Source organism: Ruegeria sp. CI5 (assembly GCF_056536885.1).
This window is the reverse complement of the sequence record NZ_JBQFQN010000001.1, coordinates 215,769-235,147: the sequence shown is the minus strand read 5'-3', so window position 1 is coordinate 235,147 and position 19,379 is coordinate 215,769. Positions and strand designations below refer to the sequence as shown.

Genomic DNA, 19,379 nt, shown 5'->3' with positions numbered 1-19,379 from the left:
TGTTTGACGCCGGATTTCCACCGTCGGATTGCTAGGCCCGGACGTCCGTTGGAGATTGTTCCGAGCGCTCGGCAAAACTGCCGCGCGTCCGGTTGGCGAAAGCCACCAGCGACAGCATCACCGGCACCTCGACCAAAACACCCACCACCGTGGCCAGAGCCGCACCCGAATTCAGGCCGAACAGGCTGATGGCGACGGCCACCGCCAGTTCAAAGAAGTTGGACGTGCCGATCAGTGCGCAGGGCGCCGCAATCCGGTGCGGCACGCGCAGGGCAAAGGCCGCCGCATAAGCCACCGCAAAGATTCCGTAGGACTGGATCAGGATTGGCACGGCGATCAGCGCGATGACCGCGGGTCGGTCCAGGATTACCTGCCCCTGCAGGCCGAACAGGATGACGACGGTCGCGATCAGGCCGACAACGCCCCACGGCTTGACCCGGTCGCGGAACGCCTCGATCCGCTCGGCCGAGCCCAGCCGGTTGCGCGTCCAGACGCCCGCCGCCAGGGGCAGCGCCACGAACAGGACAACCGACAGGACCAGCGTCTGCCACGGAACCGAGATGTCGGTCACGCCCAGCAGGAAGGCCACGATCGGGGCGAAGGCAAACACCATCACGATGTCATTCACCGACACCTGCAGCAGGGTATAGTTCTCGTCCCCCTTGGTCAGATGCGACCAGACGAACACCATTGCCGTGCAGGGTGCCGCACCCAGCAGGATCAGCCCCGCGATATATTGCTGGGCATCGGCGGGCGCGATCAGGTCGGCGAAGACGTATTCGAAGAACAGCACGCCCAGCGCCGCCATGGTGAAGGGCTTGATCAGCCAGTTGACCACCAGGGTGATCGCCAGCCCCTTGGGTTGTTTTACCACGTCGCGCAGGCTGCTTGGGTCCACCCCCACCATCATCGGATAGACCATGGCCCAGATCAGCACCGCCACCACCAGGTTGACATTGGCCAGCTCGGCCGCTGCGATGGCCTGGACCAAACCCGGCGCGAATGAGCCGATGGCGATCCCGGCGGCCATGGCCAGCGCGATCCACAGGGACAGGTATCGTTCAAAAACGCTCATGCAGAGATCTCCGAAGTTGTCTGGGGCTGCAAGCGCCCCGCCGCCAGGGCGGACAGCGCGACCATGGCGGCCGCCGTCCCCAGCATCAAGGGCAACCCGCCCCATTGATAGGTCAGGCCAGACAGCAGCGTACCCAACAGCCGCCCGCCCGCATTGGCCATGTAGTAGAAGCCTACATCCATCGTCACCCGCTCGGCCTGGGTGAAGGCCAGGATTAGATAGGAATGCAATGAGGAATTCACCGCAAAGACCGCACCAAAGGCCAGCAAACCGCCCACCAGCGTCAGCCACGGCGCGGGTCCGGAGGACAGCAGCGCGGCCAACGTCAACAAGGCCGGCACGCAGGCCAGCCCCCAGGCCCAACTGCGCGCCGTTGCGACCAGGTCGGCCTCATCCCGCGCCCCTGCCCGCAGCAGACGCGGGGCGGCGGCCTGAACAATGCCGTACAGAATGATCCACAAGGCCATGAACCCGCCGATCAGAAAAAAGGCCGAGCGGTTGCCCGCTTCGCTGCCATCCGACAGCACAGCGTAGAAATAGATCGGGATGCCGACGACGAACCAGACGTCGCGCGCGCCGAACAGGAAGACCCGCGCCGCGGACAGCCAGTTCACATTGGCCGATTTTGAGAAGACCTCGGAGAATTTCGCGCCTCTGCGGCCCTTGGGCAGCCCCGGCGGCATCGCCAGCAGCACCGCCACGAGGATCAGAAACAAGACCCCCGCCATGCCCAGCACGGCACCCGTGAAGCCAAACCCGGCCAACAAGGCCGCCCCCAGCAGGAAGCCCAACCCCTTCACCGCGTTCTTCGACCCGGTCAGCACCGCGACCCAGCGGAACAGCCCGCCGCCTTCTGTGGGGGCCAACAGCTTGACCGCCGATTTCGACGACATCTTGGTCAGGTCCTTGGCCACCCCGCTGGCGCCCTGCACGACCATCACGAAGGCGACCGACACACCGATGGTCCAGCCCGGATCCAACTGCGCCAGCGCCAGCAAGGCCAGCACCTGTATCGTCAGCCCCGCGTACAGGGTCGCGGTCAGCCCGAACCGCACGGCGATCCACCCGGCGGCCAGGTTGGTGGCCATCCCGGCGATCTCGTACAGCACGAACAGATAGGCCAGCTGAACCGGCGAAAAGCCCAGCGTGTGAAAATGCAGCAGCACTAGCATCCGCAGGGCGCCGTCGGTCAGCATGAAGGCCCAATAAGCTGCCGTGACGGCCATATAGGCCGACAGCCCGTCCGGACGTTGGGAAGCGCTGGTCAAAGCGATGCCCCGACCATCATCGCGACATCCACCAGCCGATGCGCATAGCCCATCTCGTTGTCGTACCAGGCATAGACCTTTACCTGCGTTCCGTTCACCACCATGGTTGACGGTGCATCCACGATGCTGGACCGGGTGTCATTGGTATAGTCGGTCGAGACCAGAGGACGCTCCTCATAGCCCAGAACGCCGGCCAGATGGCCCTCGGCCGCGGCCTTGAACAGGGCGTTCACTTCTTCGGCGGTGGTTTCGCGTTCTACCTCGAACACGCAATCGGTCAGCGAGGCATTCAGCAGCGGCACCCGCACCGCATGCCCGTTCAGCCGCCCCGTCAGTTCGGGATATATCAGAGTGATCGCGGTTGCGCTGCCGGTGGTCGTGGGGATCAGCGAGTTCAGCGCCGACCGGGCACGGCGCAGGTCCTTGGCCGGACGGTCCACGATCGTCTGCGTGTTGGTGACGTCATGAATCGTGGTGATCGAGCCGTGCCGGATGCCCAGGCTCTCGTGGATGACCTTGACCACCGGGGCCAGGCAGTTCGTGGTGCAGCTGGCCGCGGTCACGATGCGGTGGCGCGCCGGGTCATAGGTGCCTTCGTTCACGCCAAAGACGATATTGGCCGCATCACCATCTTTGACAGGCGCCGAGACCACCACCTTCTTCACAACGGCGTCAAAGTAAGGGGCCAGCTTTGCCTCGGTCTTGAAGACCCCGGTGCAGTCTATGACGACGCCGACGCCTTCAAGCGGCAGATCAGACAGGTTGCGGGTTCCGATGAAAGGCAACCGCACGCCGTCGATGGTAACCGAGCTTTCATCATGGCGAAACTCGGCGTCCCAGCGGCCATGCACGGTGTCGAACTCCAGAAGATGCGCGTGCATCGCGGGGTCCCCCACCGCGTCATTGATCCAGGCGATCTGCGCGCCTTTCTCAAGCAGGGGTTTCAAGGCCAGCTTGCCGATGCGGCCAAGGCCGTTGAGAGCATAAACGGTCATGCGGTTTCTCCGGTATGGGTCTGGCCGATGTCATCCACGGCCTTCTGAAGGGACATACGGTCTAGGGTTTCGAACGGCAGCGAGGAAAAGGTCAGGATCCGGTTGCGCAACGCGCCGTAGGCCTGCTGGAAGGCAAGGCGTTTTTGGGCCTCTGTTCCCTCGGCCTTCACCGGATCGGGCATACCCCAATGCGCGCTGACCGGCTGCCCGGGCCAGGCGGGGCAGTCTTCGTTCGCAGCCTGATTGCATACGGTGAACACGAAATCGAACTTCGGCGCGCCCGGGGCCTGGAACTCGCTTACATTCTTGGCGCGCAGGTCCGAGATGTCGTGCCCATTCTGCCGCAGCACCTCAAGCGCCGCTGGGTTCAACTGGGACCGCGGACGTGTACCGGCAGAAAACACGTTGAACCGGTCGCCGCCAAGCTGCTTCAACAGGGCCTCGGCGAAAATCGAGCGCGCGGAATTCCCGGTGCATATGAACAACACGTTGTAGGCACGCTCGGTCTTGGCTACAGGCGCGTCAACGCCGTTGAGCGGACCGGGCGCGCAGAGTTCCGGGCGCCCACGGCAGCAGTCCAGCAGAAGGTAATCGAACGTCTGCCGCACGGCGTCCATATCCACCGAGTAGCGCAAGGACGTCCCGACCCTTTCCTGCGTCACAAGGCCAGCCTGCATCAGCGCGTTCACGTAGTTGGACAGCGTATTCGGCTTGAGGTCCAACGCCATGGCAATCTCGGTCGCGGGTATGCGATCGGGATACCGGCGCATCAACAGCCGGAAAACGGCCAACCGAGACGGATGACCCAAGGTAGACAGGCGGTCGGGAACCACTTTTTCCATAATTCATGGATATTCGAATTATAGACGAAATCAAGTGCCCGTTTGTGGCGCGTTTAAACCGCAGGCAAGATTTACGATTGGCCACAAAGATACCCCTCGCCCAAAAGGGAACGACGGGTGAATTGATATTGAAGAAAATGGTGCGGCCGAGAAGACTCGAACTTCCACGGGTGTTACCCCACAGCGACCTCAACGCTGCGCGTCTACCAATTCCGCCACGGCCGCACTGCCTGTGACTTGGTAGGCGGCGTATAGACGCTTGGCAAAAGGATGTGAAGAGGCAAAAGCAACCGCATTGGAATTCCCGGCCCGCAACCATATCTGTGGGGTCATGAAACCCGATGCCACATCGCAGCAGGAGCATCCGATGCCGACACCCGATCCCCGCCCCGTCATCCAAGTCGACATCGTATCCGATGTCGTATGCCCGTGGTGCATCGTCGGGTTTCGCCAGCTTGATCTGGCGCTGGAGCAAGAAAACGTGCTGGCGCAGCTCCGGTGGCACCCGTTCGAGCTGAACCCGACTATGGGTCCGGATGGCCAGAACCTCCGAGAGCACATCATGGAAAAGTACGGCTCGACCGCCGAGCAGAGCCAGCAAGCCCGAGACCGGCTGACCGCGCTGGGTGCGGATTTGGGTTTCACGTTCAATTTCAATGACGACAGCCGCATAGTGAACACCTTCGCTGCACATCAACTTCTGGACTGGGCCGAAACGCAAGGCAGGCAACACCCTCTGAAGCTGGCCTTGTTCAAGGCCTATTTCACAGATCAGCGGGATGTTTCGAAAGTTGAGGTATTGCTGGATGCCGCTCAGACCGCCGGCCTCGACCCAGACGCCGCCCGCGCGGCATTGGAATCGGGCGCGCATGCAGGCCCGGTAAGGCAAAAGCAACAATTCTGGACCAGCCGAGGCATCACCGGAGTTCCGGCAATGGTTTTTGGCGGCAAGTACCTGCTGGCGGGTGCGCAGGGCACCGAGACCTACGCTCAGGTCCTGCAGCGATGCCGGGCCGAGGCCGCCTAACCTCTTTCGCTTGGACAGCAGGACGGCTATGAGGCGCGCATGGAATGGAAGATCACCGACGGACTGACCGACTATGACACCGCCGTCGCCTTCATGGAGGCGCGGGTGTCCGAGATTGCGGCCGGAACCGCGGACGAATGCATCTGGTTCTTGGAGCATCCGCCGCTCTATACGGCCGGAACATCAGCCAAACCCCAAGACCTGACCGACCCGGATCGATTCCCGGTCTATGCCAGCAAGCGCGGGGGTGAATACACCTATCACGGACCTGGCCAGCGGGTCGTCTATGTCATGCTGGATGTCGGAAAGCGCGGCCATGATGTCCGCCGCTTTGTCAAACAGCTGGAAATCTGGGTGATCTCGGCACTGGCCGAGTTCAACGTCCACGGAGAAATCCGCGAAGGCCGTGTCGGTGTGTGGGTGCCGCGCAAGGACAAGCCGCTGACCGTCAGCGGCGAACCGGCCGAAGACAAGATCGCTGCGATCGGCATCCGCTTGCGGAAATGGATCAGCTTCCACGGCATCTCGATCAACGTGGAACCCGACCTGGAGCATTTTTCGGGCATCGTTCCCTGCGGCATCCGGGAGTTCGGCGTGACCTCGTTGGTGGACTTGGGATTGCCGGTCACAATGGCCGATGTCGATGTGGCTCTGCGCAAAACCTTTACTGACGCTTTTGGCCCCGAGGTGGTCTGACCCCCTCGCATCGACCATGGCCTCGAATCGCAGAATTTGACCATGCGGAACGACAATCCTCGATGCAGGGTTCTTCTGTTTCTCAATATGGTCGCAAATTTCCGAAGATTGCCGCGAATTGCCTTAAAATTTAGGGAATCTCCTTCTTCCTTCCACACAACAGCCGCAGTTTGAGGTATCATGAATATACCGTTCAAGAGTGAGTGGTATGTTAACCGGTGATCGCGGCCAGCCCGCGAAAATCGATCAAGTGTTTGGTTACGAGTCTGCCGTTCCGACCCCATATCGGAACGGCAATTCTCGTTTTTGGGCCTCAGTTTTCGCCTGATTGGTCCGCGGCATGGCCGAAACGCATGGTCTGCGGGCAAGCCCGACCGGCCGTTTCCACCTCAAGCGTCAGGTGGCCGATTCCAAAACTGTCGCGCATTGCTTGTTTCACCGAACCGCGCACCTCTTCAGCCTGCGACCAGGCCCAGTCTTCGACCACCAGATGCGCGGTAAGCGCGGGCTGGTTTTCCTGCATGCTCCACAGATGGACATGGTGTACCTCGCGCACGCCATCCGTGGCCTCAATTACCGAGGCGACATCCTCGGGGTCCAGATCGGGCGGCGCGCCAAGCATGAGAACACGGATCGTTTCTCCGATCTCGCTTTGGACATGCCACAGGATGTAGAGCGAAATCAGAATGGTGACGGCCGGGTCGACCCAAGTCCAGTTGAACAGGATCACGGCCACCCCGGCCACGATCACGGCAACCGATCCCAGCGCGTCAGCAACGTTGTGCAGAAAAGCCGCGCGGATATTCATGCTGGTTTTGGCCATGCTATAGGTCAAAAGCGCGGTGATGAGATCCACCACCAACGCCAGCACGGCAATCCATACCACAAGCCAGCCGTCAATCGGCTCAGGCTGAAAGAACCGCGTCACACCTTCGTACATCAGGTACACGGCGATAACGATCAGTGTGGTATAGTTGACCAGCGCCGCGACCACTTCGGCCCGACCGTATCCGAAGCTCATGCGCGGGTCGGCTGGGCGGCGGGCGATCTTGCGGGCAAAGAACGCGATGATCAGCGCAATCGCGTCGGAAAAGTTGTGCAGCGCGTCAGCGATGAGCGCCAGCGACCCCGAAAGGATCCCGCCGACCACCTGTGCCAGCGTCAGAAACATGTTGACCGCGATGGCCCATGCCACCCGCGCGTCTCCGGCATCGGCGTCGATTTGGGCGTGGTGTTTGTGTCCGGCGTGGGAATGATCATGCACCATGATGTAGTGTCCTTGTCTGGGTCATGGTCCATACCTAATTCCTCTAGTGACTAGAGGTTCAATGGAGGATTGCAGAAAATGTTCTCGATCGGGGATTTGTCCCGGCGCACAGGCGTCAAAGTCGCCACGATCCGGTTTTACGAAGAAAGGGGCCTGCTGCCACCGCCGGAACGGACCGCTGGCAACCAAAGGCGCTATGACCACGCCGCGCTCGAGCGGCTGCACTTTGTCAAACACACGCGCGATCTTGGGCTGCCATTGGCCGATGTCGAGGCCCTGCTGTCATTGGAAGGCGCCCAAGGCGCCGATCTGAACCGGGCGCACGAAATCGCCGAACGGCAACTGACGGACCTGCAGGATCGGATTGCAAAGCTGCGTCGGCTCGAGACCGAGCTTGCCCGGATCGCAGCCGCCTGCGACGGGCAGCACGACCACGTCTGCTCAGTCTTGCAGGCGTTTGGGGATCACGATGCCTGTTCAGGGGCGCATCAGGCTCCCCCACCCGTCACGCCAGCGCAGCCCTGATGCGCTCGGCGTGTTTGGCGATCTCGTCGAAATCGCCCATTTTGCCGGGCGGGCGCAGAGAGACGCCCTCGTGCCGGGGCAGAACATGGAAATGCAGGTGAAACACCTCCTGCCCTCCGGCCGCCTCGTTGAACTGCTGGATGGTCACCCCTTCGGCGTCAAAGGCGCGCATGACCGCACGCGCCAGTTTCTGAACCGTGGTCATGACTGCGGCCAATTGCTCGGGTGTGGCATCCAGCACGTTGCGGCAAGGCGTCTTCGGGATCACCAGAAGGTGTCCGTCCGCGCGCGGCATGATATCCATGAAAGCCAGCGTGTCCTCATCCTCGTAGACGCGGGTCGAGGGGATCTCGCCCCGCAGGATCTTGGCAAAGATGTTTTCGGGATCATAAGCGGTCATGGTGGGTCTCCGACAAAGGGGCTGCGTGCTGTTCTGCGTCCAAGCCCGCAGCGGGTCAAGGCGTGATTCCGCCCTTGCGAAGCCCCTGTCCTTGCAATTCGCCTGATCACCCCCAGATACCGGTCATCCAAGGCTGAAATCGCACGGGTGTCCTCCTGCCCCGCGACAATTAATCTTGATCCAGATCAAACTCGGCCATTGAAGGCCGCCCCCTTGCATTCTAAAACCAGCAGGAATCCCGCGCGCCGGAGAGGTCCGGCTGCGCGGTCTATTTGCAACAGGAGGCACCTAAATGGCAGACGCAGCCATTCATGGTCACGATCATGAAGACCAGCGCGGGTTCTTTACCCGGTGGTTCATGTCGACCAACCACAAGGATATCGGGATCCTATACCTGATCTTCTCGGCCTTTGCCGGGTTAATCTCGGTCGCGATGACCATCTACATGCGGCTTGAACTGATGCATCCGGGCGTTCAGTACATGTGCTTGGAAGGCTTCATGGCCGATCCCTGTACCCCGAACGGGCACCTGTGGAACGTGATGATCACCTATCACGGTGTTCTGATGATGTTCTTCGTGGTCATCCCCGCGCTGTTCGGCGGTTTCGGCAACTATTTCATGCCGTTGCAGATCGGTGCGCCGGACATGGCGTTCCCGCGGATGAACAACCTGTCCTTCTGGCTGTACGTCGCCGGTACCTCGCTGGGCATCGCATCGCTGCTGGCTCCCGGCGGCAACGACCAGGCCGGCTCGGGAGTGGGCTGGGTTCTGTACCCGCCGCTGTCGACGACCGAAGGCGGCATGTCCATGGACCTGGCGATCTTTGCCGTGCACGTATCGGGCGCCTCCTCGATCCTCGGCGCGATCAACATGATCACTACCTTCCTGAACATGCGTGCCCCGGGCATGACCCTGTTCAAGGTTCCGCTGTTCAGCTGGTCGATCTTCGTCACCTCGTGGCTGATTCTGCTGTCGCTGCCGGTTCTGGCGGGCGCGATCACCATGCTGCTGATGGACCGCAACTTCGGCTTCACCTTCTTTGATCCGGCCGGTGGCGGTGACCCGATCCTGTACCAGCACATCCTGTGGTTCTTCGGTCACCCCGAAGTGTACATCGTGATCCTGCCAGGCTTTGGCATCATCAGCCACGTAATCGCCACCTTCTCGCGCAAGCCGATCTTTGGCTATCTGCCGATGGTCTGGGCGATCATCGCAATCGGCGCGCTGGGCTTTGTCGTGTGGGCACACCACATGTACACCGTCGGCATGTCTCTGCGCCAGCAGGCCTACTTCATGCTGGCCACGATGGTCATCGCGGTTCCGACGGGCGTGAAGGTGTTCTCGTGGATCGCCACCATGTGGGGCGGCTCGATCGAGTTCAAGACGCCGATGCTGTTCGCCTTCGGCTTCCTGTTCCTGTTCACCGTCGGCGGTGTGACCGGTGTGGTTCTGTCGCAGGCCGGTATCGACCGTGCCTATCACGACACCTACTATGTCGTCGCGCACTTCCACTACGTGATGAGCCTGGGCGCAGTCTTCGCCATCTTTGCAGGTGTGTACTTCTACTTCTCGAAGATGACAGGCCGTCAGTACTCGGAGTTCTGGGGCAAGGTGCACTTCTGGATGTTCTTCATCGGTGCAAACCTGACCTTCTTCCCGCAGCACTTCCTGGGCCGTCAGGGCATGCCGCGCCGGTATATCGACTATCCCGAAGCCTTCGCTCAGTGGAACTTCGTCTCGTCGATCGGTGCGTTCGTCTCGTTCGCTTCGTTCCTGCTGTTCTTCGGGATCGTGTTCTACGCCCTGTTCCGGGGCGCCAAGGAAACACGCCCGAACCCGTGGAACGAATACGCGGATACGCTGGAATGGACCCTGCCCTCGCCGCCGCCCGAGCACACGTTCGAGCAGCTGCCCAAGCAGGAAGACTGGGACAAAGGCCACGCGCACTGATCCCTTCCCGAAAACAGGAAACCCCGCCTTCACGGCGGGGTTTTTCTTTTACTGTTCGCGCTCTATCGGCCATCGCATTCCGCGGGCGGTCGCAATATCGTTGAAAATCGGGTATCCTTGGGGCGCCGCATGTCCGGCCAATCTCCGAGGTCACCATGCCCGATATTGATTTCTGGTACTCCATCGGCAGCACTTACAGTTTCCTGACCATCATGCGTCTGGACGACTGGTGCGCAGAACATCAGGCGCAGGTTAACTGGCGCCCTTTCGACGTGCGCGCGGTCATGTCTGAACAGAAGAACATTCCGTTTGCGGGCAAACCCGTCAAGTCGGCCTATATGTGGCGCGACATCGAACGCCGGGCAGCCAAGTACCATATCCACGCCAAGCTGCCGGCCCCCTATCCGATTTCGAACCTCGAATTGGCCAACCAGGTCGCGCTGCTGGGAATCCGGGAAGGATGGGGCAAGAGCTTTACCCAAAACCTTTACAGGATCTGGTTTGAGGACGGTATCGAAGCCGGCAGTGAAACCGCCATGTCCGAGGCTCTGTTCCGCTGCCAGCTGGACCCGCTGCCGGTCCTAGCCCGCGCGCGCAGCCCCGAAATCGAAACCGCGTTGAAAGCTGAAACCGAAACGGCGGTGGGCCTGGGCGTATTCGGCGCGCCCAGCTTTGTCACGCGGGGCGAAGTGTTCTGGGGCGACGACCGGCTTGAGGATGCGCTGTCCTGGGCGAGGGTCGGACACGTCGTTTGAAATTGGCAATCGACACCGGATCAGCAGGCGCTATTTTTGCAATATGCCCTACCATTGGAACGACAGCTCGAACTCGGAACAGGAATTGCGCCTTTGGCCGCACAATTCCCTGCCACCGCGCGGCGCGATAGCCGTCGTGCTATCGGTTTTCCTGTTTGGACTGATACCCCTGCTGGCAGTTCTGGGATCGGTTCTGCTGTGGGGGCTATTGCCGTTCCTTCTGTTGACGGTGGCGGGCCTATGGCTTGCGATCCAGGCGAACTATCGGTCCCGAAACGTGTTTGAGGTACTGACCCTTACCGGAACCCAAGCACGCCTGATCCATCACAGCGCCCGGACCGGCCAGCAGGAATGGGCTTGCAATCGATACTGGGCCCGTCCGGAAATGCACAAGGCCGGCGGACCCGTCCCGAACTATGTGACCCTGTCGGGTGAAGGACGGGTGGTCGAGATTGGCGCGTTCCTCTCAGAGGAGGAACGCATTGCCTTGTACGATGATCTGGTAAAACGGCTGCGCGAACCGCCACCCGAGTAAAGCGCGTCAGCAGTCGCCGTTAGAGGCGGCGCACAGGTGGTCTTTGACCAGCGGCCCCACCTTTCCAAAGTCCATCTGGCCTGTGTAGTTGGCCTTGAGCTCGCCCATGACCTTGCCCATGTCCCGGATCGACCCGGCACCGGTCGCCGTGATCGCCGTCTGGATGGCCTTTGCGACCTCATCATCATCCAACTGCTTGGGCAGGAATTCCTCGATGATCTTCACCTCGCGCAGTTCGCGCTCGGCCAGGTCCAAACGACCGCCTTCCTCATAGGCCCGCGCGCTTTCCTTGCGCTGCTTGCTCATTTTCCCAAGAATCTCAAGAACATCCGCGTCATCGCAGCCCTTGGCCTCTTCGTTTCCGGCCGCGCGCAGCGCGATGTCCCGATCCTTGATCGCGGCATTGACCAGCCGCAGCGTCGACAGACGCTCGGCATCCTTGTCCTTCATTGCTTGCTTCAGGGCAGTGGTCACCCGAGTTCGCATATCCATCTGTTCTGTCCATCCCCATGGCAACGGAACCCCGAACATATCTAAACAAAATCCGAGGCACAACAGCAGACACATAAGGCTAAATCATTGAAAAACAACAATAGCCCAAAATTTGAACAGGGTTGACCCGAGACCCCAACCCCCTTAGTTATGCGCCGATTTACCCGATAGGAGAGTCGCGCCATGGCCCATCAAGCCACGTCCAAGCCCACCGCATGTCTGGCTTTGGCCGACGGAACGCTCTTCTTCGGAACCGGGTTCGGCGCCACGGGACAAACCGAGGCCGAGCTGTGTTTCAACACCGCGATGACCGGATATCAGGAAATCATGACCGACCCGTCCTATGCCGGGCAGATCGTGACCTTCACTTTCCCACATATCGGCAATGTCGGCGTCAATCCCGAGGATGACGAAACAGCCGATCCTGTCGCCGCGGGCATGGTCGTCAAATGGGACCCGACCGAGCCGTCGAACTGGCGCTCGGCCGAGCGGCTGACCGACTGGCTGGCACGCCGCGGCCGGATCGCCATCGGTGGGGTCGATACCCGCCGGCTGACCCGCGCGATCCGCCAGCAAGGCGCTCCGCATGTCGCGCTGGCTCATGACCCGCAAGGCAATTTCGACATCGAAGCGCTGGTAGCAGCGGCGCGTGGTTTCGCCGGGCTGGAGGGCATGGATCTGGCCAAGGACGTGACCTGCACCCAAAGCTACCGCTGGGACGAAATGCGTTGGGCTTGGCCGGACGGTTACCAGCGGCAGGAAGCGCCGGTGCACAAGGTGGTCGCGCTGGACTACGGTGCAAAGCGGAACATCCTGCGCTGCCTGGCCTCGGCCGGTTGCGACGTGACGGTCCTGCCCGCAACCGCAACCGCGGCTGAGGTACTGGCGCACGACCCTGATGGCGTATTCCTGTCCAACGGCCCGGGAGACCCGGCGGCCACCGGCACCTATGCTGTGCCGATGATCAAGGAAATACTTGAAACCACGGATCTGCCGATTTTCGGGATCTGCCTTGGTCACCAGATGCTGGCACTGGCGTTGGGCGGCAAGACCATCAAGATGAACCACGGACACCACGGCGCCAACCACCCGGTAAAGGACCTGGAAACCGGCAAGGTCGAGATCACCTCGATGAACCATGGCTTTGCGGTCGACGCCCAATCGTTACCTGCCGGGGTGGTTGAAACCCACCGGTCGCTGTTCGATGGCTCGAACTGCGGCATCCGCATGTCCGATCGCCCGGTGTATTCGGTTCAGTATCACCCCGAAGCCTCGCCCGGCCCGCAAGACAGCTTTTACCTGTTTGAACGGTTTGCCGCGGCCATGGCCGACCGAAAAGTGCGCGCTTAATCCCGCAGGTTTGCGGGCCGCGTCAACGTTAACCCGGAATTAACCTTGATTGAGCAACTCTGACCCGACACTTCGGGCAGGGTGCTATGATGGTTGAATTGAATTTTCTGGGTCACGGGCCTGCGACCCCGGTTTCCGGCATTGGCCCGCGCAAACCTTTGGGCACTTGCCTGATCGACTTGGGGGTGATCACCCCCGCTCAACTGGATCACGCCCTGAAACTGCAGGAGCGGCAGAACGCTCCTCTGGGCGAAATTCTGGTTGGCGAGCATATGGCCTCGCGCGGCGATGTGTTGTTGGCGCTGGGCCAACAACATGGGCTGCAGATCGCCGATCTGGAAAACACGCCGCCACCCGCTGACCTTTGCGCGCTGCGCCCGATGCAGTTCTGGCTGACGCACAACGCCATTCCGTGGCTGCGAGTCGGGCCCGTGCTTTTGGTCGCGACGGCATACCCAGACCGCTTTGATGAAATAAGGTCCGGGTTGGCAGATTGCGCCCAGACAGTCCTGCCGGTTCTGGCCGCACCCGATGACATCGACCAAGCCATTGCCCGACACTACGCAAAATCTTTGGCTGAGGCGGCGGAAACACGGGCGCCGCTATCGCAAAGCTGCCGCTCATGGACTGCGAGTTCACGTCTCCTGCCGACCCTCTTGGCGCTGGTTGCGCTTGTGGGCCTGAGTCTGCAACCGAATGCCGGGCTATCCCTGCTGTTCTGGGCAGCAGTCTCAACCCTGATCCTGTTCCTGATTCTTCGGCTGGCCGGGTTGATATCGTATCTCTTCCCCAAAAAGGCCGAGAAACCAGACGGTCTGCTTGCGCAACACCGCCTGCCCTGCGTGTCCATTCTGGTGCCGCTGCACAAGGAACGGGAAATCGCCGGTGCGCTGATCCAACGGCTGAAACGCCTGACCTATCCAAAGGCGCTGTTGGACGTGATCCTGGTCTTGGAAGAACATGATGACGTCACCCGGTCAGCGCTTGCGCAGACCACCCTGCCCAGCTGGATCCGAACGCTGGAGGTGCCCGATCTTGGCAACCTGACCACCAAACCACGGGCGATGAACTATGCGCTGGATTTCTGCCGAGGAGAGATTTTGGGCGTCTGGGACGCCGAGGATGCGCCTCTGCCAGACCAAATCGAGACCGTGGTGGAGCAATTCGCCCGCGCGCCCGATGATGTGGTCTGCCTGCAGGGTGTTCTGGACTACTACAACCCGCGCACCAACTGGCGCTCGCGTTGCTTCACCATCGAATACAGCGGTTGGTTCCGCGTGATCCTGCCCGGAATCGCACGGTTGGGTCTTGTGGTGCCGCTGGGTGGAACGACGTTCTTCTTCCGCAGGGACAAGCTGTTGGAATTGGGAGGCTGGGACGCTCACAACGTGACCGAGGACGCGGATTTGGGGGTTCGGCTCAGCCGCGCGGGCTATCGCACCGAAATAGTGAAAACCGCCACGTATGAAGAGGCCAATTTCCGCGCCTGGCCTTGGGTGAAGCAACGCTCGCGCTGGCTCAAAGGGTTCATGGTCACATACCTTGTCCACATGCGCTCGCCCCTGGCATTGATGCGCGATCTGGGGATGTGGCGCTTTCTGGGTGTCCAAGCCTTTTTCCTGGGGACGGTCGGACAATTCCTGCTTGCCCCGGTGCTGTGGGTCTTCTGGCTGACCTTCATGGGGCTGACGAACCCATTTGAAGCTGTATTGGCACCGCAAATCTTGAACGCCTGTGTCTACCTGTTCCTGACCGCCGAGGCCGCGAACATCCTAGTTGGAGGCTTGGGCGTGGTGGCCGGCGGTCGCCGTTTCCTGCTGCCGTGGGTCCCGACCATGGCACTCTACTACCCCTTGGGCGTGGCAGCAGCATACAAGGCGCTGTGGGAACTGGCGGTCAGACCATTCTTCTGGGACAAGACCCAGCACGGACAGGCCAGCGAAGAAGTGCAGCCAGACAAGGAAGCTATTTCTCGCGCCGGATTGCATCCTGCTTCAGCCGGGTCATGAACGCGACCGAGATATGTTCCTTCAGAGCTCGGTCGGCGGCTTCTTCGTCATGAGCCGCGATTGCCTCGACGATCCCCTTGTGCTCACTCTGAGCGATCTCACCGCGGCCCTGCGCGGCCAACGAAGTCGTTGCCATCAGAGCCATGGTGCGATGGACAAGGTCCAATTGCTGAACAAGGTAGCGGTTGTGCGACGCAAGGTGGATCTGCTCGTGGAACCGCCGGTTGGCCCGGGAAAGAGCCACTGGATCATCCACAAGCGCGTCATCGGCTTCGACCATATCCTGCAGGACTTTGATTTCCTCATCCGTGGCGTGGCGCGCGGCCAGTCGGGCCGCCAGCCCTTCCAACTCACGCCGCACGACATACAGCTCGGCCATCTGGTTGTGGTCCAGCGAGGCCACGATGAGCGACCGCCCGTCACGTTCCAGCAGCGACTGCGTCTCGAGCCGCTGCAGCGCCTCGCGGATCGGGGTGCGCGACACGCCGAACCGCTCGGCCAGTTCGCTTTCCACCAGCCGGTCGCCGGGTTTGTACACCCCCACGTCGATCGCTTCGAGGATCAGGCTGTAGGCATCGGTCTGGGGCTGTCGGGACTGGTTCATTGGGTCGGGTCTCTCCTCGTTCGAACCTGTCTATCCGGGCCATGGGTCTGCAATCAAGTGCGCCATTGAAAACCTGGTGGCCGCGTCCTAAACCCAAGCCTATGGTCAAGCCTGCATTTTCACATGTCACCCAATGGGTGTTCGATCTGGACAATACCCTTTATCCGCCTCACATGCGCCTGTTCGATCAGATCGAGGTGCTGATGACGGAATACGTGGTCGAAGCCCTGCGCGTTGACCGGGCCGAGGCTGACCGGCTACGCCAGAACTATTGGCGCGAACACGGCACCACGCTGGCCGGGCTAATGGCCGAACATGATCTGGACCCCGAGCCCTATCTGCACGCGGTTCATCAGGTCGACCTGAGCCACATGGAACCCGATCCTGCTCTGGCCGCGCATATCCGGGCTCTGCCGGGGCGGCGCATCGTCTACACCAACGGCAGCGCGCCCTATGCCGAGCGGGTTCTGGCCTCGCGCGGGTTGGATGGGCTGTTCGACGCGATCTATGGGGTCGAACATGCGGGATATCGGCCCAAACCGGACAAGGCCGCGTTTGAAACGGTCTTTGCCCGCGACGGCATCCACCCCGACCGCGCCGCGATGTTCGAAGACGAGCCTCGCAACCTGAAGGCCCCGCATGACATGGGCATGCGTACCGTGCATGTTGCCCCCGATCCGCATGACGCGGATCACATCCACCACCACACCGATGACCTGACCGCCTTTCTCGCGCGCCTGATCTGAATCACCCGAAACTGCGACGAAATGCGCCTGCGCGCAGCCCGAAACTGCGACGATCCGCGCATTCTGCAGCTGCAAAGTCGTTCCTAAATCAGGCTCAGCGACGAACAGAACTGGAGACGCCCGATGACCGCGATCGAGATGCCCGGCCGCCTGCCTTTTTGGCAGCGCCTGCTTTTTGCAATTCCCCTGTTTGGCTGGCTGGCCCGCGATGCGGCCAATGGCAAGCCCGAGGATCTCGGCTATACCGTTGCGGCGCTGGTCAGCATGTGGGGCTGTTCGGCCCTGTTGTTCGGCCTGCCGGGCCTGTATCTGCCGGCCCTGGCGATGGTGCCGGTGATGTTCCTGATTCTGGTCCTGATTTCACGCGGCTAGACCACGGGACAGGATGTCACTTGGCGCAGGCCCTAGAACCGCACTAGGGTCCGCAGGCAACGGAGAGTGACGCGATGACCGACAGTTGTGACATCCTGATTTCCGGCGGCGGCATCGCCGGGCTGACCGCGGCGGCCGTATTTGGCGCCGCAGGGTTCGACGTGATCTGCGTGGACCCGACCCCGCCCGTCACCGACCGCGACGCCGACGGGTCCGACCTGCGCACCACTGCGTTTCTGCAACCGGCGCACGGCCTACTGCAGCACTGCGGGTTGTGGGACCGGCTGGAACCCCATGCCGCGCCGCTGCAGATAATGCGCATCGTGGACGCTGGCGGCGATATCCCCGAGCCGCGCGTGGTGCGCGATTTCAACGCCGCCGATATCTCGGATCAACCCTTTGGCTGGAACCTGCCCAACTGGCTGCTGCGGCGCGAGATGGTGGCCCGGCTGCACGAACTGCCGAATGTCGATTTCCGCCCCGGCAACGGCACCGTCAGCCTGTTCACCCGCACCGCCGAGGCGCGTGTGGGCCTGTCCGACCGCACGCGCATCCGCACCAAGCTGGTGATCGCCGCCGATGGCCGCAACTCGCCCATGCGCGAGGCTGCGGGGATCAAGGTCCACACCACGCGTTACGGGCAAAAGGCACTGGCCTTTGCGGTGACCCATCCGATCGCCCATGAAAACGTCTCGACCGAGATCCACCGGTCCGGCGGGCCGTTCACGCTTGTCCCCCTGCCCGACTGGCAGGGCCAGCCCTCGTCGGCGATCGTGTGGATGGAGCGCGGCCCGCGCGCGGTCGACCTGCTGAACCTGCCCGAGGCCGAGTTCGAGGCCGCGATGACCGAGCGGTCCTGCGGCCTGTTCGGACCGCTGAAACTGGCCTCGCGCCGGACGATCTGGCCGATCATAAGCCAATCGGCCGAGCGCCTGTCGGCCCAGCGCGTGGCCCTGATGGCCGAGGCCGCTCATGTGGTGCCCCCGATCGGCGCGCAGGGGCTGAATATGTCCTTGGGTGATCTTCGCAGCCTGCTGGACCTGGCCCAGGCCCGGCCCGAGGGTCTGGGAGATGCCCAGATGCTCGACGCCTATCACAAGGCCCGCCATGCCGAGATCGAACTGCGCGTCAAGGGGATCGACCTGCTGAACCGCGCTTCGATGGTCGAGGCACGGCCGTTGCGCGATGCGCGCGCCGCGGGGCTGAACGCGCTTTATTCGATGCCGATGGTCCGCAAGACGCTGATGCAGATGGGCCTGGGCGTCCGCTGAGGCCCGTACCGGCCTACAGCACCTGATCCAGAACCCGCTTCAGCCGGGCCACCGTTTCGTCGACATCATACAGCTTGTCCAACCCGAACAGGCCCAGGCGGAAGGTGCTGAACCCCTCGGGCTCGTCACATTGCAGCGGCACCCCGGCGGCGATTTGCATGCCCAGCGCGGCGAATTTCCTGCCGTTCTGCACCTCGGGATCGTCGGTATAGCTGACCACCACCCCCGGCGCGCCAAAGCCTTCGGCCGCGACCGAAACGACCCCCTTGTCGCGCAGCATCGCCCGCACCGCGTTCCCCAGCCGCCATTGCGCATCGCGCAACTTTTCGAACCCATAGTCGCGGGTCTCCAGCATCGTGTCGCGGAACGCCCGCAGCGCATCGGTGGGCATGGTGGCGTGATAGGCATGGCCGCCGCCCTCATAGGCCTGCATGATCTGGCGCCATTTCTTCAGGTCCAGCGCGAAACTGTCCGAGGTGGTCTCGGCCAGCCGCGCTTCGGCGCGGTCGGACAGCATGACCAGGCCGGCGCAGGGCGAGGCGCTCCAACCCTTTTGCGGGGCCGAGATCAGAACGTCCACGCCGGTGGCCTTCATGTCGATCCAGGCACAGCCCGAGGCGATGCAGTCGAGCACCATCAACGCGCCGACCTCGTGCGCGGCGGCAGCCATCGCCGATACATAGTCATCCGGCAGAATGACCCCGGCCGAGGTTTCCACATGCGGCGCGAACACCACGCTGGGTCGCTGGCTGCGAATGGTTTCGACCACCTCGTCGATCGGCGCCGGCGCAAAGGGCGATGGGCTGGAATTCCCCGTTTGACGGGCCTTCAATACGGTGGCCGAGGCCGTCAGCCCCCCGGTTTCGATGATCTGGCTCCAACGATACGAAAACCAGCCGTTGCGTACCACCAGCACGTTGGCGCCGCGGGCGAACTGTCGGGCCACGGCCTCCATCGCGTAAGTTCCCCCGCCCGGCACCACGGCCACGCCGTCCGCGCCATAGACCTCACGCAGCATCCCTGAGATGTCGCGCATCACCTGCTGGAATGCCTGCGACATGTGGTTGAGCGAGCGGTCGGTGAACACGACCGAGAATTCTTCGAGCCCGTCCGGATCGACTGTATTCAACAATGCAGGCATGCTGTCTCCTTTTCTGGGTTGCTCACTTTCTGAAGGCTTTGCATCTGTTGGTAAAGTG

At 61.9% G+C, this 19,379-nt stretch carries 20 protein-coding genes and 1 tRNA gene; 11 read left to right on the top strand and 10 right to left on the bottom strand.

The genetic code is table 11. The features are described 5' to 3' along the window. Positions 1–31 precede the first annotated feature (31 nt). From arsB to ACR0BA_RS01165, 5 genes are all read right to left on the bottom strand, one after another. The gene (gene arsB, locus ACR0BA_RS01185; protein WP_480726085.1) at positions 32–1,075 is read right to left on the bottom strand and encodes an ACR3 family arsenite efflux transporter; all 1,044 of its coding nucleotides are present in this window, start codon (positions 1,073–1,075) and stop codon (positions 32–34) included. Further along, positions 1,072–2,343, bottom strand: coding sequence for an organoarsenical effux MFS transporter ArsJ (gene arsJ / locus ACR0BA_RS01180; protein WP_480726084.1), 1,272 nt, complete (start codon positions 2,341–2,343; stop codon positions 1,072–1,074). Before arsJ ends, arsB begins: the two co-directional genes overlap by 4 nt. Beyond that, positions 2,340–3,338: an ArsJ-associated glyceraldehyde-3-phosphate dehydrogenase gene (locus ACR0BA_RS01175; RefSeq protein ID WP_480726082.1), complete on the bottom strand. Its 999-nt coding sequence runs from the start codon at positions 3,336–3,338 to the stop codon at positions 2,340–2,342. Before ACR0BA_RS01175 ends, arsJ begins: the two co-directional genes overlap by 4 nt. Beyond that, a complete protein-coding gene (locus tag ACR0BA_RS01170) occupies positions 3,335–4,180 on the bottom strand; it encodes an arsenate reductase/protein-tyrosine-phosphatase family protein (protein WP_480726081.1) in 846 nt (281 codons plus the stop codon). Before ACR0BA_RS01170 ends, ACR0BA_RS01175 begins: the two co-directional genes overlap by 4 nt. A 138-nt stretch (positions 4,181–4,318) precedes the next feature. Further along, positions 4,319–4,405 (bottom strand) — tRNA-Leu (locus ACR0BA_RS01165). Positions 4,406–4,547: 142 nt separating this feature from the next. On the opposite strand from ACR0BA_RS01165, the gene ACR0BA_RS01160 reads away from it, so the two are divergent. Beyond that, on the top strand, positions 4,548–5,207 hold the full coding sequence (locus ACR0BA_RS01160) for a DsbA family oxidoreductase (RefSeq protein ID WP_480726079.1): 660 nt from the start codon (positions 4,548–4,550) through the stop codon (positions 5,205–5,207). A gap of 39 nt (positions 5,208–5,246) precedes the next feature. Then, complete coding sequence (gene lipB / locus ACR0BA_RS01155; protein WP_480726078.1) at positions 5,247–5,903, top strand: lipoyl(octanoyl) transferase LipB; 657 nt, start codon at positions 5,247–5,249, stop codon at positions 5,901–5,903. Between the two features lie 313 nt (positions 5,904–6,216). On the opposite strand, the gene ACR0BA_RS01150 is transcribed toward lipB, so the two are convergent. Further along, positions 6,217–7,170: a cation diffusion facilitator family transporter gene (locus ACR0BA_RS01150; RefSeq protein ID WP_480726076.1), complete on the bottom strand. Its 954-nt coding sequence runs from the start codon at positions 7,168–7,170 to the stop codon at positions 6,217–6,219. A gap of 78 nt (positions 7,171–7,248) precedes the next feature. On the opposite strand from ACR0BA_RS01150, the gene ACR0BA_RS01145 reads away from it, so the two are divergent. Continuing rightward, a complete protein-coding gene (locus ACR0BA_RS01145) occupies positions 7,249–7,695 on the top strand; it encodes a MerR family transcriptional regulator (protein WP_480726075.1) in 447 nt (148 codons plus the stop codon). Here the strand turns inward: ACR0BA_RS01145 and ACR0BA_RS01140 are convergent. Continuing rightward, positions 7,676–8,095 (bottom strand): HIT family protein, encoded by a 420-nt coding sequence (locus ACR0BA_RS01140; protein ID WP_093962481.1) that lies wholly within the window; start codon positions 8,093–8,095, stop codon positions 7,676–7,678. The two genes, ACR0BA_RS01145 and ACR0BA_RS01140, sit on opposite strands and share 20 nt — an antisense overlap. A 292-nt stretch (positions 8,096–8,387) precedes the next feature. Between ACR0BA_RS01140 and ctaD the strand changes: the two genes are divergently transcribed. The 3 genes from ctaD (at position 8,388) to ACR0BA_RS01125 (ending at position 11,336) form a co-directional block, all read left to right on the top strand. Then, positions 8,388–10,046, top strand: coding sequence for a cytochrome c oxidase subunit I (gene ctaD / locus ACR0BA_RS01135; RefSeq protein WP_480726073.1), 1,659 nt, complete (start codon positions 8,388–8,390; stop codon positions 10,044–10,046). 155 nt (positions 10,047–10,201) lie between these two features. Further along, positions 10,202–10,801 carry a 2-hydroxychromene-2-carboxylate isomerase gene (locus ACR0BA_RS01130; protein WP_170358614.1) on the top strand — a complete coding sequence of 200 codons (600 nt, stop codon included), beginning with the start codon at positions 10,202–10,204 and terminating at the stop codon, positions 10,799–10,801. Between the two features lie 43 nt (positions 10,802–10,844). After that, on the top strand, positions 10,845–11,336 hold the full coding sequence (locus tag ACR0BA_RS01125) for a DUF2244 domain-containing protein (RefSeq protein WP_480726072.1): 492 nt from the start codon (positions 10,845–10,847) through the stop codon (positions 11,334–11,336). A gap of 6 nt (positions 11,337–11,342) precedes the next feature. On the opposite strand, the gene ACR0BA_RS01120 is transcribed toward ACR0BA_RS01125, so the two are convergent. Beyond that, positions 11,343–11,828 carry a GatB/YqeY domain-containing protein gene (locus tag ACR0BA_RS01120; protein ID WP_170338416.1) on the bottom strand — a complete coding sequence of 162 codons (486 nt, stop codon included), beginning with the start codon at positions 11,826–11,828 and terminating at the stop codon, positions 11,343–11,345. Positions 11,829–12,011: 183 nt separating this feature from the next. On the opposite strand from ACR0BA_RS01120, the gene carA reads away from it, so the two are divergent. Together carA and ACR0BA_RS01110 are read left to right on the top strand one after the other, a co-directional pair. After that, the gene (gene carA, locus ACR0BA_RS01115) at positions 12,012–13,178 is read left to right on the top strand and encodes a glutamine-hydrolyzing carbamoyl-phosphate synthase small subunit (RefSeq protein ID WP_480726070.1); all 1,167 of its coding nucleotides are present in this window, start codon (positions 12,012–12,014) and stop codon (positions 13,176–13,178) included. An 89-nt stretch (positions 13,179–13,267) separates the two neighbouring features. Further along, positions 13,268–15,187: a glycosyltransferase family 2 protein gene (locus ACR0BA_RS01110; RefSeq protein WP_480726069.1), complete on the top strand. Its 1,920-nt coding sequence runs from the start codon at positions 13,268–13,270 to the stop codon at positions 15,185–15,187. Here ACR0BA_RS01110 and ACR0BA_RS01105 read toward each other — a convergent pair. Beyond that, positions 15,144–15,791, bottom strand: a complete 648-nt coding sequence (locus ACR0BA_RS01105; protein WP_093962488.1) for a GntR family transcriptional regulator — start codon at positions 15,789–15,791, stop codon at positions 15,144–15,146. The genes ACR0BA_RS01110 and ACR0BA_RS01105 overlap by 44 nt on opposite strands. Before the next feature lie 101 nt (positions 15,792–15,892). On the opposite strand from ACR0BA_RS01105, the gene ACR0BA_RS01100 reads away from it, so the two are divergent. The 3 genes from ACR0BA_RS01100 (at position 15,893) to ACR0BA_RS01090 (ending at position 18,180) form a co-directional block, all read left to right on the top strand. Next, entirely contained in the window at positions 15,893–16,537 is a 645-nt protein-coding gene (locus ACR0BA_RS01100; protein ID WP_480726067.1) for a pyrimidine 5'-nucleotidase, read from the top strand. A 123-nt stretch (positions 16,538–16,660) separates the two neighbouring features. Further along, entirely contained in the window at positions 16,661–16,909 is a 249-nt protein-coding gene (locus tag ACR0BA_RS01095; protein WP_093962490.1) for a hypothetical protein, read from the top strand. A gap of 74 nt (positions 16,910–16,983) precedes the next feature. Further along, positions 16,984–18,180, top strand: a complete 1,197-nt coding sequence (locus tag ACR0BA_RS01090; protein WP_480726065.1) for a UbiH/UbiF family hydroxylase — start codon at positions 16,984–16,986, stop codon at positions 18,178–18,180. 13 nt (positions 18,181–18,193) lie between these two features. Here the strand turns inward: ACR0BA_RS01090 and ACR0BA_RS01085 are convergent, their stop codons facing one another. Then, positions 18,194–19,321 carry an aminotransferase class V-fold PLP-dependent enzyme gene (locus ACR0BA_RS01085; protein ID WP_480726063.1) on the bottom strand — a complete coding sequence of 376 codons (1,128 nt, stop codon included), beginning with the start codon at positions 19,319–19,321 and terminating at the stop codon, positions 18,194–18,196. Positions 19,322–19,379: the final 58 nt, after the last annotated feature.

Coding starts and splice junctions, on each gene's coding strand:
- ACR0BA_RS01175 (WP_480726082.1), bottom strand. CDS start 3,338: ATGACCGTTTATGCTCTCAACGGCCTTGGCCGCATCGGCAAGCTGGCC.
- ACR0BA_RS01100 (WP_480726067.1), top strand. CDS start 15,893: ATGGTCAAGCCTGCATTTTCACATGTCACCCAATGGGTGTTCGATCTG.
- ACR0BA_RS01090 (WP_480726065.1), top strand. CDS start 16,984: ATGACCGACAGTTGTGACATCCTGATTTCCGGCGGCGGCATCGCCGGG.
- ACR0BA_RS01140 (WP_093962481.1), bottom strand. CDS start 8,095: ATGACCGCTTATGATCCCGAAAACATCTTTGCCAAGATCCTGCGGGGC.
- ACR0BA_RS01125 (WP_480726072.1), top strand. CDS start 10,845: ATGCCCTACCATTGGAACGACAGCTCGAACTCGGAACAGGAATTGCGC.
- ACR0BA_RS01085 (WP_480726063.1), bottom strand. CDS start 19,321: ATGCCTGCATTGTTGAATACAGTCGATCCGGACGGGCTCGAAGAATTC.
- lipB (WP_480726078.1), top strand. CDS start 5,247: ATGGAATGGAAGATCACCGACGGACTGACCGACTATGACACCGCCGTC.
- arsB (WP_480726085.1), bottom strand. CDS start 1,075: ATGAGCGTTTTTGAACGATACCTGTCCCTGTGGATCGCGCTGGCCATG.
- carA (WP_480726070.1), top strand. CDS start 12,012: ATGGCCCATCAAGCCACGTCCAAGCCCACCGCATGTCTGGCTTTGGCC.
- ACR0BA_RS01170 (WP_480726081.1), bottom strand. CDS start 4,180: ATGGAAAAAGTGGTTCCCGACCGCCTGTCTACCTTGGGTCATCCGTCT.
- ACR0BA_RS01150 (WP_480726076.1), bottom strand. CDS start 7,170: ATGGTGCATGATCATTCCCACGCCGGACACAAACACCACGCCCAAATC.
- ACR0BA_RS01110 (WP_480726069.1), top strand. CDS start 13,268: ATGGTTGAATTGAATTTTCTGGGTCACGGGCCTGCGACCCCGGTTTCC.
- ACR0BA_RS01105 (WP_093962488.1), bottom strand. CDS start 15,791: ATGAACCAGTCCCGACAGCCCCAGACCGATGCCTACAGCCTGATCCTC.
- ACR0BA_RS01145 (WP_480726075.1), top strand. CDS start 7,249: ATGTTCTCGATCGGGGATTTGTCCCGGCGCACAGGCGTCAAAGTCGCC.
- ctaD (WP_480726073.1), top strand. CDS start 8,388: ATGGCAGACGCAGCCATTCATGGTCACGATCATGAAGACCAGCGCGGG.
- ACR0BA_RS01130 (WP_170358614.1), top strand. CDS start 10,202: ATGCCCGATATTGATTTCTGGTACTCCATCGGCAGCACTTACAGTTTC.
- ACR0BA_RS01095 (WP_093962490.1), top strand. CDS start 16,661: ATGACCGCGATCGAGATGCCCGGCCGCCTGCCTTTTTGGCAGCGCCTG.
- ACR0BA_RS01120 (WP_170338416.1), bottom strand. CDS start 11,828: ATGGATATGCGAACTCGGGTGACCACTGCCCTGAAGCAAGCAATGAAG.
- ACR0BA_RS01160 (WP_480726079.1), top strand. CDS start 4,548: ATGCCGACACCCGATCCCCGCCCCGTCATCCAAGTCGACATCGTATCC.